16 protein-coding genes, 1 tRNA gene and 1 riboswitch are annotated in these 12,199 nt (G+C 48.5%); of the genes, 12 read left to right on the plus strand and 5 right to left on the minus strand.

What is annotated here, in order from left to right; all coding sequences use genetic code 11:
- Positions 1 to 3 precede the first annotated feature (3 nt).
- From L21SP2_RS15525 to lipB, 3 genes are read left to right on the plus strand one after another with little or no spacing between them, the layout of a single operon-like run.
- On the plus strand, positions 4 to 819 hold the full coding sequence (locus tag L21SP2_RS15525; protein WP_024269532.1) for a CheR family methyltransferase: 816 nt from the start codon (positions 4 to 6) through the stop codon (positions 817 to 819).
- 10 nt (positions 820 to 829) lie between these two features.
- Positions 830 to 1,987, plus strand: a complete 1,158-nt coding sequence (locus tag L21SP2_RS15530; protein WP_024269533.1) for a protein-glutamate methylesterase/protein-glutamine glutaminase — start codon at positions 830 to 832, stop codon at positions 1,985 to 1,987.
- Between the two features lie 32 nt (positions 1,988 to 2,019).
- A complete protein-coding gene (lipB, locus tag L21SP2_RS15535) occupies positions 2,020 to 2,823 on the plus strand; it encodes a lipoyl(octanoyl) transferase LipB (RefSeq protein ID WP_024269534.1) in 804 nt (267 codons plus the stop codon).
- A gap of 20 nt (positions 2,824 to 2,843) precedes the next feature.
- Here the strand turns inward: lipB and L21SP2_RS15540 are convergent, their stop codons facing one another.
- Entirely contained in the window at positions 2,844 to 3,686 is an 843-nt protein-coding gene (locus tag L21SP2_RS15540) for a TIGR00282 family metallophosphoesterase (RefSeq protein ID WP_041403315.1), read from the minus strand.
- Between the two features lie 236 nt (positions 3,687 to 3,922).
- Between L21SP2_RS15540 and L21SP2_RS15545 the strand changes: the two genes are divergently transcribed.
- The 7 genes from L21SP2_RS15545 (at position 3,923) to L21SP2_RS18185 (ending at position 8,053) form a co-directional block, all read left to right on the plus strand.
- Positions 3,923 to 4,462: an Hsp20/alpha crystallin family protein gene (locus L21SP2_RS15545; RefSeq protein ID WP_024269536.1), complete on the plus strand. Its 540-nt coding sequence runs from the start codon at positions 3,923 to 3,925 to the stop codon at positions 4,460 to 4,462.
- A gap of 24 nt (positions 4,463 to 4,486) precedes the next feature.
- A complete protein-coding gene (locus tag L21SP2_RS19110; RefSeq protein ID WP_024269537.1) occupies positions 4,487 to 4,609 on the plus strand; it encodes a hypothetical protein in 123 nt (40 codons plus the stop codon).
- A gap of 452 nt (positions 4,610 to 5,061) precedes the next feature.
- Positions 5,062 to 5,496: an Hsp20/alpha crystallin family protein gene (locus L21SP2_RS15550; protein WP_024269538.1), complete on the plus strand. Its 435-nt coding sequence runs from the start codon at positions 5,062 to 5,064 to the stop codon at positions 5,494 to 5,496.
- A 275-nt stretch (positions 5,497 to 5,771) separates the two neighbouring features.
- Positions 5,772 to 6,818: an alkane 1-monooxygenase gene (locus tag L21SP2_RS15555; protein ID WP_024269539.1), complete on the plus strand. Its 1,047-nt coding sequence runs from the start codon at positions 5,772 to 5,774 to the stop codon at positions 6,816 to 6,818.
- Positions 6,819 to 7,112: 294 nt separating this feature from the next.
- Complete coding sequence (locus L21SP2_RS15560; protein WP_041401732.1) at positions 7,113 to 7,574, plus strand: hypothetical protein; 462 nt, start codon at positions 7,113 to 7,115, stop codon at positions 7,572 to 7,574.
- Between the two features lie 146 nt (positions 7,575 to 7,720).
- A tRNA-Leu gene (locus tag L21SP2_RS15565) sits at positions 7,721 to 7,804 on the plus strand.
- Positions 7,778 to 8,053: a hypothetical protein gene (locus L21SP2_RS18185; protein ID WP_081719664.1), complete on the plus strand. Its 276-nt coding sequence runs from the start codon at positions 7,778 to 7,780 to the stop codon at positions 8,051 to 8,053. The genes L21SP2_RS15565 and L21SP2_RS18185 overlap by 27 nt, the downstream gene beginning before the upstream one ends.
- Before the next feature lie 202 nt (positions 8,054 to 8,255).
- Here L21SP2_RS18185 and L21SP2_RS15575 read toward each other — a convergent pair whose 3' ends face one another.
- Genes L21SP2_RS15575 through L21SP2_RS15585 form a run of 4 tightly spaced genes read right to left on the minus strand, consistent with a single transcriptional unit; the run spans position 8,256 to position 10,777 of the window.
- Positions 8,256 to 8,564 (minus strand): hypothetical protein, encoded by a 309-nt coding sequence (locus tag L21SP2_RS15575; protein WP_041401734.1) that lies wholly within the window; start codon positions 8,562 to 8,564, stop codon positions 8,256 to 8,258.
- The gene (locus tag L21SP2_RS15580) at positions 8,561 to 9,103 is read right to left on the minus strand and encodes a GNAT family N-acetyltransferase (protein WP_041401736.1); all 543 of its coding nucleotides are present in this window, start codon (positions 9,101 to 9,103) and stop codon (positions 8,561 to 8,563) included. The genes L21SP2_RS15575 and L21SP2_RS15580 overlap by 4 nt, the downstream gene beginning before the upstream one ends.
- On the minus strand, positions 9,081 to 9,392 hold the full coding sequence (locus L21SP2_RS18480; protein WP_144083035.1) for a hypothetical protein: 312 nt from the start codon (positions 9,390 to 9,392) through the stop codon (positions 9,081 to 9,083). Before L21SP2_RS18480 ends, L21SP2_RS15580 begins: the two co-directional genes overlap by 23 nt.
- Positions 9,380 to 10,777, minus strand: coding sequence for a DDE-type integrase/transposase/recombinase (locus tag L21SP2_RS15585; RefSeq protein ID WP_024269543.1), 1,398 nt, complete (start codon positions 10,775 to 10,777; stop codon positions 9,380 to 9,382). The genes L21SP2_RS18480 and L21SP2_RS15585 overlap by 13 nt, the downstream gene beginning before the upstream one ends.
- 79 nt (positions 10,778 to 10,856) lie before the next feature.
- Here L21SP2_RS15585 and L21SP2_RS15590 point away from each other — a divergent pair, with 79 nt between their 5' ends.
- Positions 10,857 to 11,135 (plus strand): type II toxin-antitoxin system RelE/ParE family toxin, encoded by a 279-nt coding sequence (locus L21SP2_RS15590; protein ID WP_024269544.1) that lies wholly within the window; start codon positions 10,857 to 10,859, stop codon positions 11,133 to 11,135.
- 52 nt (positions 11,136 to 11,187) lie between these two features.
- The gene (locus L21SP2_RS15595; RefSeq protein WP_024269545.1) at positions 11,188 to 11,499 is read left to right on the plus strand and encodes a HigA family addiction module antitoxin; all 312 of its coding nucleotides are present in this window, start codon (positions 11,188 to 11,190) and stop codon (positions 11,497 to 11,499) included.
- A gap of 483 nt (positions 11,500 to 11,982) precedes the next feature.
- Positions 11,983 to 12,165, plus strand: a riboswitch (cobalamin riboswitch).
- The last annotated feature ends 34 nt before the right edge of the window (positions 12,166 to 12,199 follow it).

Below are 12,199 nucleotides of genomic sequence, written 5' to 3' on the forward strand. Positions count from 1 at the left end.
TCAATGGCAGGATATTTAACAGATACACAATTTGAAAAGTTTAAAAAGCTTATTTACGATGAGAGCGGGATTACATTCTCCAGTTCCAACCGTTCCATTCTGGAAAGCCGGCTTCGTGAACGGGTGAGGAATTCTTCAGCCGATGATCTGGACGGCTATTATCAGATTATTATTCGGGATGAAGGGGAGCTTAAAGGCCTTCTTGATTCGGTGACCACTAACCTGACCCGGTTTTTCCGGAATCAGGCTCATATAGAAACGTTTGAATACTATGTCATTCCTGAACTGATAAAAATGAAACGGGAACAGGGCAACAAGGAAGTGAAGGTCTGGAGTGCAGGGTGTTCCACCGGGGAAGAGCCCTACACACTGGCCATGGTATTGAAAGAAACCCTTCCACCGGATTTCACCATTACCATTACCGCTTCCGACATCTCTCTGAAGTCCCTGATGATCGGGAAAGAAGGATTTTATGCGACCCAGCGGATCAGCGGAGTGCCCGAGAAATATCTGAAAAAATATTTCGATCAACGGGAGGGGGGATACGCAGTAAAAGACGAATTGAAAAAGCTGATTAAATTTGACTATCATAACCTGCAGAATGACAGCGGCCAGAGAAATCTCGATGTAATATTCTGCAGAAATGTTTTGATCTATTTTGATGCCGTTGCACAGAAAACGGTAATAGACCGCTTCTGGGCAAGCCTGGCAACCAAGTCATTCCTTTTTATCGGACATTCGGAGTCTCTCTTCGGAATGGACACCCAGTTCCAGTTTCTGAAAACAGACTGGGCATGTATTTATGCAAAGAACAGCTAAAGAGGTATCCGTGAGTTCTGACGCTATATCTGTTCTGGTAGTTGATGATTCAGCCCTGATGCGCAACCTTGTGGGCAGAATAATAGAAGGTGCCGACGGCCTGCGTCTTGCAGGCAAGGCGATGAACGGGAAATTCGCCCTCTCCAAAATCCCCAACCTCAAACCTGAGGTGATCGTTCTCGATTTGGAGATGCCGGAAATGAACGGGGTGGAATTTCTCCAGGCCTGTCAGGAGCAGGGCATCGACCTGCCGGTGATCGTCCTTTCTGCAGTGGCAAAAAAGGGCGCAAAAATCACCATGGAAGCCCTCGCCGCGGGAGCCGTCGATTTCATCATGAAGCCCCAGGGCGCAGCTCCCGACGAGGTTCGCAATATCGCCGACCATCTCATAGAACTGGTGCACTCCTATGGAAACCGCTACCGAAAACGCCGGGGCGAACCCATGGTGAAACCGGCCAAACGCCGGGATGTGCTCAAAGAACGGCCGGCGGAGATGCCGGTGAACCGGAAGGCTCCGGCAGAGATCCGCCGCCCCGCAGCCATCCCCAAAGATATCACGCCGAAAGACACACCCGGACAGCTGGAAATTATCGCAATCGGGATATCCACCGGCGGCCCCAACGCACTGAGAAAAGTGTTCTCAGAAATATCTTCTGATCTTCCGGTGCCGGTGCTCATCGTCCAGCATATGCCTGCGGGCTTCACCCTGGAATTTGCCCGGAGTCTGGACCGCATCTGCCCCCTGGAAGTGAAGGAGGCGGCGGACGGCGACATCATTAAAAAGGGCCGGGTGCTTATTGCACCGGGGGACTTTCATATCACCGTGGAAAAACGGAAACTGGCAAATATTCTCCGCCTTAATCAGGATCCGCCCATGAACGGACACCGTCCGTCGGCGGATGTGCTGTTTGAATCGGTTGCCAAAAACTTCGGGAACCGTGCCATGGGTGTGATCATGACCGGCATGGGCCGGGACGGGGCCAGAAATATCGGGGAAATTTACATGGCCGGGGGCATTACCCTGGGGCAGGACGATGCCAGCTCGGTGGTGTACGGTATGCCCCGAGTCGCTTATGAAAACGGATTCATTACCGAACAGGTTGCCATAGAAGATATGGCAGAAAAAATTTCGTCCTGGGCCCGGAAGCTTACCGGCGGGGATGAATAGACGCATCCGGTTTTTTTCAGTATATATCCATCATGTATTCCGGAGAACCATCACGCAAGCTCAGCACAACCATCTTTCCCGACCCGGTTACCTATGAAGAAGGGTATGCCCTGCAGAAAAAACTTCACAGTCAGGTTGCCGCAGGAAGACTGAACGATCAGCTGCTTCTCCTGGAGCATCTCCCGGTGTACACCCTGGGAAAACGGGCGGAAGAATCAGATTTTCTGCTGGGCAGGGAAGCGCTCACCCGGGCCGGGGCGGATATCGTGGAAATCGACCGGGGCGGCCAGATTACCTACCATGGGCCGGGTCAAATCGTCCTCTACATTATCAGCAATCTTGGGGATCGTGCCCGGAGCATTCGCCGCTTTGTTGAACAGCTGGAGCAGGTGGTCATGGATTACCTTGAGCAGGAGTTTGATATCCATTCCGGACGGAATCCCCGCCATCCGGGGGTCTGGGTGGGAGATGCGAAAATCGCCGCAGTGGGCATATCAATTCATGAAAAAACCAGCATGCATGGGTTTGCCCTGAACCTGCGCCCCGACCTCTCTGCCTTTGCAAAAATTATTCCCTGCGGCATCCGGGATAAAGAAGTGTGCTCGGTTGAATCCCTTCTCCGAAGCAGGGTTCGGCCGGCGGACAGCTCCCGGGATGATACTTCCTTTCAGGATTTTCCCCGTGAGAATATTTCACAGGTGGATATTTCACGGTTGGATATTTCACGGTTGGATATTTCACAGGTGGATATTCACCTGGAGATGGGGAAGGTGGCGGAGCATTTCCGCCGTATCTACGGTTATTCAGAGATGGAAATCAGTTCACTCCGGATCTGACGGCGGCGGGATAGTCCCGATCAGTCGTCCCTGTTGCCTTCCGGGGTTTCCACCTTTCGTCTGAACGGCTCAATGGATTCCGCAGCACCGTCATCCCCCACCTTCAGCAGTACACCCTGTATTTCCAGGCCGTCCCAGTGCTCGTTGCTCCGGGCGGGTACGCCCAGCATCTTCTGCCGGATTTCCGTTTCGGGCTCAAATCCTCCCACACTCTGAATGCTTCCGGTTCGTCCGGCGTCTGATATCACCGCAGTTCCCCGGGGAAGAATCTGAGCGTCATTAGTCTGTGTGCGGGAGCCGGATCCGATAACCGCAGTAAGCTTCCCGTCGGCATACAAATTCATGGTGGCCTTCTCTGCGGTAATGGGGGAATGAAAATCCATGATTACAATATCCGCATCCTTTTTGGCACGCTCAACAATATTGGGGAGGAAGGTGTAGGGATTACTGGGATGAATCCGGTTGAACCCCGACTGGCCCAGCAGGCTGATCACTACAATATTCTCGCTGCGCTCGGGCTTGTCATCGGGCTTTTTACCGCCCACCGTGTAGGTCCGCCAGCCTCTGCCCGGATTCCCCTGAGGAAAATTGGCGGGTCGCAGCAAGTGGTACGCCTTGGGCAGATGCTCCTGAATATCCTTCTTGAAAAAAATCTGGTCTCCCGAGGTGATCACATCTATACCCAGCTTCCGCAAATATATTGAATGAGTCTTACCAAGACCGAAGCCGCCGGTTGCCCCGTCGCCGTTGGCAATAACAAAATCAGCCTGGAACTCCTTGATCAGGGACTTGAGCTGGTTTTTCACACAGTAGATACCGGTTTTGGTTACAATTTCGGCAATATACAGAATCGTTTTTCCCATACCAAGCAGAATATACGGTTCGGGTGACATTTTACTACCCGTCGCATGTTTTATTTGATAGATTACACGTAAGCGGAGTTAATACTCCGTTTGAGTGGGCGTGCTGGTTGGCAACCACAGCAGTCAGCCGGAGCTGTAGAATCCGGTAAACGGTTGGAGCAAGGCTCAGCCGTTAATCCATTCTGTCGCCCGAACGGGGACAGGTTAGAGCGCATAAGGCTCTTACAGGAGGACATATGAAAAAGCATGATTTTCTCGACATTCGCGAGCTGTTGGATGATATCTTCGGTGCGGCCGAAGACTTCCGCATGGCATTCACCAATGAATTCAACGATTTCGGCAAGCAAACCTTCCGATGGCAGGAACACCGGGATTTTTACCCCGGCTACTCCTACCCTCCGGTGAATGTGTATATGACTGAGGACAAAACCATGGTCCTGCAGTTCGCACTTGCGGGCTTCTCGGAAGATGATATTAACCTTGAATTCAAGGGAGATTACCTTATCTTCTCCGCCGATGCTCCCAGCGACTTCGACCCCGACGGTGATGTCCGGTATTTTAAGCGCAGACTGAAACTGAAAAATGTGAAGGATCAACGCTATTTTGTGCCGGCAGACAAATATCACCAGGACAAAGTCAAGGCAGCTTTGAAAAACTCCATACTCACCGTCACCATCCCTCCCAGAGATGAAATTCAGGAGGAAGAAGGTGTGAAAGTTGATATCAAAGCCGAGGATCAAAAGAGCAGCGGCAAATCAAAAATCAAGGATGCCTGACGGCACCCTGCAGGAGGAGGAAATATGATTTTCTGGACAATCGTAGGAATCGGAATCGGATTCTTCTTCAACCCCCAAATCGAGGACGGTCTTCATAAAGTCTCCCGCATGATCAAAGATAAGCGGGGCGGCCACGACCGCTACTGAATCCCCGGGGTTTTGAAAATACAAACCCGAAAACAATCTGCAGGCTGAGCAATTCGCTACCGTCTGCGGACAATTACCAGCACCCGAAGCCGTCCGGATCATTTCCGGACGGTTTTTTTTTACTCTAAGGCATTGTACAGCAGCCCAGGTAAATTTGACCCAGGGCAAAACGGGTCATTATGACCATGTGAGTCTTTTTGATACACAAACTTCCCCGTGCGGCCATGAGTGGGCTCAACCTGAAACCATTTGGCTTAGGAGTATCCAGCTCCGCCCTCACAGCTCCTGCCGCCTGAAAATGTATCGGCACAGCAATGATTGTATAATTCTCTAATACACAAGCATTTATTAACCCAAGAATTTTTTACAAAATTTTCATCATAAATCCTGAATAGTTGGCACGAATAATGCATATGAGAGTGTAAGAACAGAAATTACCATGGAGGTAGAAAATGAATACAGTAGTACGATACAGAAACGGACGCGGGCTGGCCAACCAGATGGATGAACTGTTCAACAGCGTATTTTACGCAACACCTGAGCAGCGCATGAGAAAACCCGCAGTGGATGTACGGGAAGAAGACGACCGCTACATTGTGGAGGCTGAACTGCCCGGCATGAGCGATGCTGATATCGATATCACCATCGATGACGGAAAGCTGAAAATTGAGAACCGCAAGCAGGAACCCGAAGACGAGCAGAAGGCAACACAGAGCGAAGCAACCTATCTGCTGAAAGAACGCCGGGAAATGAACTTCAGCCGCAGCTTCGGTCTCCCCCGGGACGTGGACCAGGAACAGATCAGCGCCAATTTCACCAACGGCCTGCTTACCCTCACTCTTCCCAAGGCGGAAGAAGCCAAGCCCCGGCAGATTAAAATCAGCTAGGCCAAATGACTTCGGGCACTATCTATAATGCCCGGCAGACGGCAGGCGGGAACCTCCCGCCTGTTCCTTACATCAGTGTGAAATCAGGTGCAGTGTTCTGGTAAAACCGGCACCTGTTAAAAATACAAGCCCGGGGGTTTCGAGATTCCCCCGGGTCTTTTTATGCCTGAGTGATGTCCCCCTAAGAAAATTTCCGCTCTATTTATAACCTCTTGTATGAGTAATGTTCGATTCCACATCCTGTTGTAGTATAATCATAAGACAGGGGGCCTGAAATGAACCAGGATCAATCGGAACAGACAAAACCCAGATTGCGTGCGTTGCATGCCGTACCCTTCTTCATCGGATACAGCCTTCTCCCCCTCTATTGGCTTTTTCCCGGGGGATGGAGTGTGGCGGTCTTTGTATTTGTGCTGATACCCGTTTTTGACGTGATTTTCGGCAAGAGCAGCGTAAATTTCACGTCCCCACGAATCCCGCGGGCCTTTGATGTGCTCATATGGCTGTGGCCGTTCCTCCAGATGGGAAATCTGGTTGCCGCTCTGATCATGCTGCAGACTGCCGGAGGAAATGTCTGGTTTTTTACCGGGCACATTCTTTCGCTGGGCATAATAAACGGCGCAGTGGGCATTACCTACGCCCACGAGCTGATTCACAGGAAATCCAGGGCGGAAAATTTTCTTGGAGAGATAATACTCAGTACCGTGTGGTATCTGCACTGGAAAGTTGAGCATGTACGCGGACACCATGCTTTTGTAGCAACACCCAAAGATCCCGCCAGCGCTCCTCTGGGATCAACTATCTACAGCTTCATTCCCAAGTCATTTTTCGGCGGATGGAAAAGCACAGCAGCTCTGGAATCGGAAAGACTCAAGCGGAAAGGCCTTCCCCCCATCTCCCTGAGAAATTATCTATGGAGTGCAGCTCTCATTCCTTCAGTCTTTACCGCTGCCGTGGGTCTGCTCATTGGTTTCAAGGCAATGCTGATATTTCTCCTTCAGGCCCTGGTAGCCATAATTCTGCTTGAAATTGTAAATTACATCGAACACTACGGTCTTCGGAGAAAACAGCTGGAAAGCGGAAACTACGAACGGCCCCACCCCGGTATATCATGGAATGCTGACAATCGGCTTACCAACGCCTTCCTCATAAACCTGCAGCGGCATTCTGACCATCATGCCCGCCCCAGAGTTCAGTACCCCATGCTGGAAAGCCGGAAAGATGCGCCCCAGCTCCCCTTCGGCTACGCGACCATGATCCTGGCAGCCCTCATTCCTCCTCTGTATAAGCGCATAGTTGAACCCCGGATTCCCCCGGACTGAAAAACCGGCATGTAAATCCGAGACCTGCACTGTTGATTACTTAGCCCATGCTTCCGCTGAAATGGCAAATTTTCAGCGCTCTGATAGTGGTGATCACGCTTATATCAGTTTTTATTATATATCGAAGACAAAACCCCGCAGACAGAGCTTACTCAACCCCTATCCGGATTGATGATCCCTCTGGACATCCAATCGGCTCCCGTATCTCACAATCGCCCCTCATACAGGGAGGAGCAAATTTTGCAACCCAAAGGCTCATCCGTAGAGGCGGCGAATTAATAATTCGCTCATCGTTTGCCTTTTAAATTCTTTGCGTTGATGTTCGCCATTCCGGCTCTCTACCTCATGGGCTTCGAAATTGCCGAGAAAGTTCTGGCCGGAATCATAGTAGGCGCGACCGAAATCGCAGAATACGCAGTGCACAATACAAACCCCGGTTATTGGCTTTTTATTTTGATTGCATTGGGCCTGCAGTTTTTTTACCAAGAGGGCACGCGAATACAGCCTCAGGAACAGAAGGTTCTGAAAGGTTCACACCGCATCGGCTTCCAGGAAATTGCCGGTCTCCAGGTTCTTACAAAGCAGGTATTCTCAAGACGCTCAGGCGGTTTTATGAGCTATGAACTGAACTTAGTACAGAACAACGGAAACCGGCTTACCCTGATGAATCATGGAGACCAGGTCAGATTACTCCATGACGCCAGAAAAATTGCCGATGTGATTGAAAGACCGCTATGGGCTCCGGAATTCCGCTAGGGCCTCTACCTCAGCCTGTGCAAATAGGTCCGGGCGAAAAGACGCACACGCGCCAACACATCTCTGAAGGAAGAAAACAGCAAACCAAAAGACAGCCTGGATAGTCTTGACAGATATAGAGTGAATCTATATATTCATCTTCGCCTGCCCAGGTGGCGGAATTGGTAGACGCGCTAGATTCAGGTTCTAGTGGGGGCAACCCCGTGGAGGTTCAAGTCCTCTTCTGGGCACTAAAAAAAGAGATTCGGCTCATAGAGTCGGATCTCTTTTTTTATGTCCCAAGGATTGGAGGACTTGAAGCGCAGCCTCCGGCGCGAGCGCTGCGAGCCCAAAAAGCCATGGATGGCTTTTTAGGAGGCGGAGACGGCCTGGAGTTGAGCGACCCGGATGGGAGCGAAATGGAAGGCCAAGTCCTCTTCTGGGCAACAAAAATGGCATTCGATCTTTTTGATCGGATGCCATTTTTTGTGTCTGAATAGAGGACTTGAAGCGAGGAGACGGCGTGACCGCTGAGGGAGCGCAAATCCACAGGATGTGGATTTAGGCGACGAGACGCCCGGAAGAAGTGAGCCACGACGGCGAACGACTGGAGGGCAAGTCCTCTTCTGGGCAACATTAAACCCTTTCGGGGTAAGAGAATAGGACGAGTCAAATTGGCTCGTCCTTTTTTTTATTCTGGCGTCAAAGGGAAATGACGCTCTTATTGACGCTTTTTGGTTTGTGATTGGGTGTTTGGAAAGTGGAAATGTTTCTGCTCCTTTTACGTGTTTGATCAGAAATAAATTCATATGCGTGAGAGCGCAATGATTCGATATATTGATCTTTTATCGGTGATGGAATCGTCGCTAGCAATTCGGGAGCAATAAGCTCAGTGAAATAAAATCCGGTGTACTCTGTTGTATTAAAAACAGCATCGGCACTGCCGATATACTCTCCAATCACCGTCGTTCCCGAACGTGGAGAGTCGAGGACAAAAATTGGCGTAATCATGAATACTCCCATTCGGATCGTAACAGTGAGTACAGCTTCAAATCGTGCACAGATTCATTAATCCGTTCTGCTTGCCGTAATATTCCTTCACAGGTAAAACCAAGTTTTTCAGCAACTTTCTGGCTTGCAACATTTTTGGTGGCACATTTAATTTCAAGACGTGCGAGATTATATTCCTGAAAGCCGATACGCATGAGATGCCTGATTGATGTCGTTGTATATCCCATGCCGGTACAATGCTTATCTATCCAGTACCCGAGAGAGCCCGTTCTATTTTTAAAGTCTATAGGATGATACGATGCAATTCCTTTAAACATTTCCTCAACAAAAATGCCTAAAGTGGGCGAACCATTTTCAGTTTTCTTTTGTGCAAATGATACAAAATCTTGAGCATCTTCCAGTGTATTGTTTTTCGATACCCAACCGAGCCATGGCGAGAGGTGTGACCTGTTTTCCTGGATTATTTTGTGAATCTCCGGGGCATCTTTTTGTTCGAGAGGACGGACGAGTAATATTTCACCTAACTGTCTTGCTTCCATTTTTTCTCCTTACATGCACCACTACACCTCGAATTGAACCAAACATGAATAAACCTACCAGAATAACTGCAATAATGATGGCATTCATAGAGAATATTCGTTCGGTAATTATTAATATATCTTCCACTCCTGACAGCCATGTGCGGAATATGAGTAATGCTGCAATTGTACCATGGCAACATTCACGACGATAACCGCCCCTTCGTCCCAATTTTGGGACATTACCCATCTTCATACCTGCAGTATAAAATTTATGTAAATTTCCAACTACCCTGCTCACTTTGAACATGATCTGCAATCTCCTCCGGATTTTACCTTACTGCACGTACCTGCTTCACAGGTTTTATCCGTTTCCGTCCCCTTATATGCCTGGATTTCGACCACAGGCTCATCAAATGGATATACCGGTGGCACAGGCTGGCAAGGTGGACAGGATGACCGGTTAATCTCCATGCGTTTCTCTCGGGCATCCGACATCAAAAGCTTGTATAACTCTTCATCCAGTTCATATCCGGAATATACCTCATTGGGAGTCAGGCCCTTCAGTTTTGTATGGGGCCGACAATTGTACTCCTCAATATAATGTTTCAAAGATTCCCAGAGCCGATTTGCCTTCGGAAGTCCCCGAGGAAAGATATGCCGGTACTTCAGGGATTTGTTTACCGCCTCGATCATGGAGTTGGAAAAATCAACATCCTTCCCGGCAATCATAAGTTCCAAACCTGTTCCTGCCAATGTAGTTCTCATCATCATATTATCGAATTCACTTCCGCCGTCTGTAATCAGCATGGCTGATTTTTTCTTATCTGCCATTTGGGTAATCGCTTTCCTAGTCACGACTCTGGAGTTTCTCGCTCTGAGTTTGGTATCCAGATGCCAGGATAGAATTTTGCGCGAGTAATTATCTATCAGAAGATGAAGGTAATGAACTATTCCTTCTGTGGACTTTATCTGGGTCACATCCATATGCCACACCTCATCCACATCCTCCGCTTCTATGCTGCCGCGTTTCTGCTTCTTATTTTTGACTTTCCGCTTATGCAGCCCAAGATCACGGGCATAGCTCAGGATAGTAGGGATGCTGGATATGACGATTCGTTCCCGCACCAGAGTTGCGGCTATCGCGAATGCGGACCATGCGGATTTAATCGGATCACGGAATGCCTTGATCAACTTAGCAATTTCATTATTAGTCAGCTGAGTCGGGTATGATGCAACACACTCAAAGCGGGGTGCTCTGGTGCAGCCTATTGGATTTGCTTTCCAGAGATTGAAACGCCTTGGCGTCATATCAAAGAACTTGAGGATCTGCTTGTCCGGAATAAATTGCTTTGTTCTTTCTACCAGATATATGAAAGATTCCCGAATTTGGGGTGATTTTATCTTATTCAGCCGGTGAGCATTCTTACCAAGCCGCTTCAAAAAGAATGCAACTCTGGCGATAGAATGCGCTACTGCTGTCGCTGTTCGAGAATCAAGAATGTCTTTAATTTCCTCCAGGCGATTTGTGAGGCCTTCATATTTTTTGCCTACGATATCGGTGAAATCGGCATTTCGGAAGTTATGGCGAGTTGATGTCGGAAGCGACGATATATCAGCCTGATCAGCAATACCAAGATTTACTGCGAGTTTGAAGCTTGTTGAGTAGCGGGAATAGGATGCGTTTTTTGACATGGAACCGGGACTATAGCAGAAATATTTCTATTTTGACTAGCGTATTGAATTTTGCAACCCCACACGTTACAATCATAGTATGATCAAATCATTCAGGCACAAAGGTCTTGAAGAGTTCTTCTTTACAGGAAAGAAAAAGGGGATCAATCCTGATCATGCCGGAAAGCTTTCGCGAATCCTTGACCGACTCGATGCATCTATTACCGTTCAGGATATGGCGCTGCCAGGTTATAAATTGCATAAACTTTCCGGAAATGAAAAAGACATTTGGTCTGTCTGGGTTAATGGAAACTGGCGCATCACTTTTTTCTTCGAGGAAGGCAATGCCTATATCGTAGATTACCGGGATTATCATTGAGGCTGGTCGGCAACTTTGTTACCTGCTCGCCCATGCGACCGGAGGGGATTATATGAATACGCGAAAACCTACACACCCTGGAATTGTGTTAAAAGAGGATGTTCTTGTTCCTCTAAATCTCACTGTCACCGAAGCAGCTGAGGATCTTGGCGTTTCACGCAAAGCATTATCTGAGCTGATAAATGAACGAGCTGCGCTCAGCCCCGACATGGCAGTAAGAATTGCGAAGGCAACTAATACATCCGCTCAGAGTTGGCTAAATATGCAATCAAAGCTTGATTTGTGGAATGCCGAGCAAAAAGAATATAAGATTATTCCCTTTCCAAGCACAAAGCCTGATGATGATGTTCAGGTCCAAATGTGAATAATTTACGGAAATATTTTGACGCCGTTATCGACGCCTTTATTATGCGAGCATAGAAGCATTATATGGATAACTGACGACATAAGCTCCTGTTATGCGGCTCTATACAGCTGTATATGGACCAAGGCAACATTCACAACGATAATCGCCCGTTCGTCCCAAATTTGGGACACTCCCCGTCTCCATACCTGCAGTATAAGTTCGGAGCAGTAATAGGGTAAAGAGCAGATCCTTTCGTCTCTTGGTTGCAAGAAACACAAGTCCCTGGAAGAGATTTATCAGGAAGTGAAACATATATTCAGTATCGTTGATTCAGAATATGGAAACATTTGCAGAATATGCGGCTGCAGTTCAAAAAACTATAGTACGGGCAGCTGTTCATCGGTGCATTTGCAAACATGCATGCCCCCCCCCATATAAAGAGTGGTTTTTTTCTTTTTTAAATATCAACACTATATATGCTTGACATATGTCGATCATTAAATCATACTTTTGACATCAGGTAATGCCGCAGAGAATAACCCTGCAGCGGAAGTCCGGTGAAAATCCGGCGCAGCCCCCGCTACTGTAATGCAGACGAAATCCGAACATGCCACTGGGAAACCGGGAAGGCCGGAGAGTAGGACGAAGCAAAGCCAGGAGACCTGCCTGAAAACACAGAACGGGAGGTTCATCCGTGATCCGCATCTTAAATTCCCGA

Source organism: Salinispira pacifica (assembly GCF_000507245.1).
Lineage (GTDB): Bacteria > Spirochaetota > Spirochaetia > DSM-27196 > Salinispiraceae > Salinispira > Salinispira pacifica.

Excerpts from the sequence above, each read along its gene's own strand:
- L21SP2_RS15575 (WP_041401734.1), bottom strand. The coding sequence starts at position 8,564 with ATGATTACGCCAATTTTTGTCCTCGACTCTCCACGTTCGGGAACGACG.
- L21SP2_RS15590 (WP_024269544.1), top strand. The coding sequence starts at position 10,857 with ATGATCAAATCATTCAGGCACAAAGGTCTTGAAGAGTTCTTCTTTACA.
- L21SP2_RS15595 (WP_024269545.1), top strand. The coding sequence starts at position 11,188 with ATGAATACGCGAAAACCTACACACCCTGGAATTGTGTTAAAAGAGGAT.
- L21SP2_RS15550 (WP_024269538.1), top strand. The coding sequence starts at position 5,062 with ATGAATACAGTAGTACGATACAGAAACGGACGCGGGCTGGCCAACCAG.
- L21SP2_RS15545 (WP_024269536.1), top strand. The coding sequence starts at position 3,923 with ATGAAAAAGCATGATTTTCTCGACATTCGCGAGCTGTTGGATGATATC.
- L21SP2_RS19110 (WP_024269537.1), top strand. The coding sequence starts at position 4,487 with ATGATTTTCTGGACAATCGTAGGAATCGGAATCGGATTCTTCTTCAAC.
- L21SP2_RS15585 (WP_024269543.1), bottom strand. The coding sequence starts at position 10,777 with ATGTCAAAAAACGCATCCTATTCCCGCTACTCAACAAGCTTCAAACTC.
- lipB (WP_024269534.1), top strand. The coding sequence starts at position 2,020 with ATGTATTCCGGAGAACCATCACGCAAGCTCAGCACAACCATCTTTCCC.
- L21SP2_RS15525 (WP_024269532.1), top strand. The coding sequence starts at position 4 with ATGGCAGGATATTTAACAGATACACAATTTGAAAAGTTTAAAAAGCTT.
- L21SP2_RS15555 (WP_024269539.1), top strand. The coding sequence starts at position 5,772 with ATGAACCAGGATCAATCGGAACAGACAAAACCCAGATTGCGTGCGTTG.
- L21SP2_RS15580 (WP_041401736.1), bottom strand. The coding sequence starts at position 9,103 with ATGGAAGCAAGACAGTTAGGTGAAATATTACTCGTCCGTCCTCTCGAA.
- L21SP2_RS18480 (WP_144083035.1), bottom strand. The coding sequence starts at position 9,392 with ATGTTCAAAGTGAGCAGGGTAGTTGGAAATTTACATAAATTTTATACT.
- L21SP2_RS15540 (WP_041403315.1), bottom strand. The coding sequence starts at position 3,686 with ATGGGAAAAACGATTCTGTATATTGCCGAAATTGTAACCAAAACCGGT.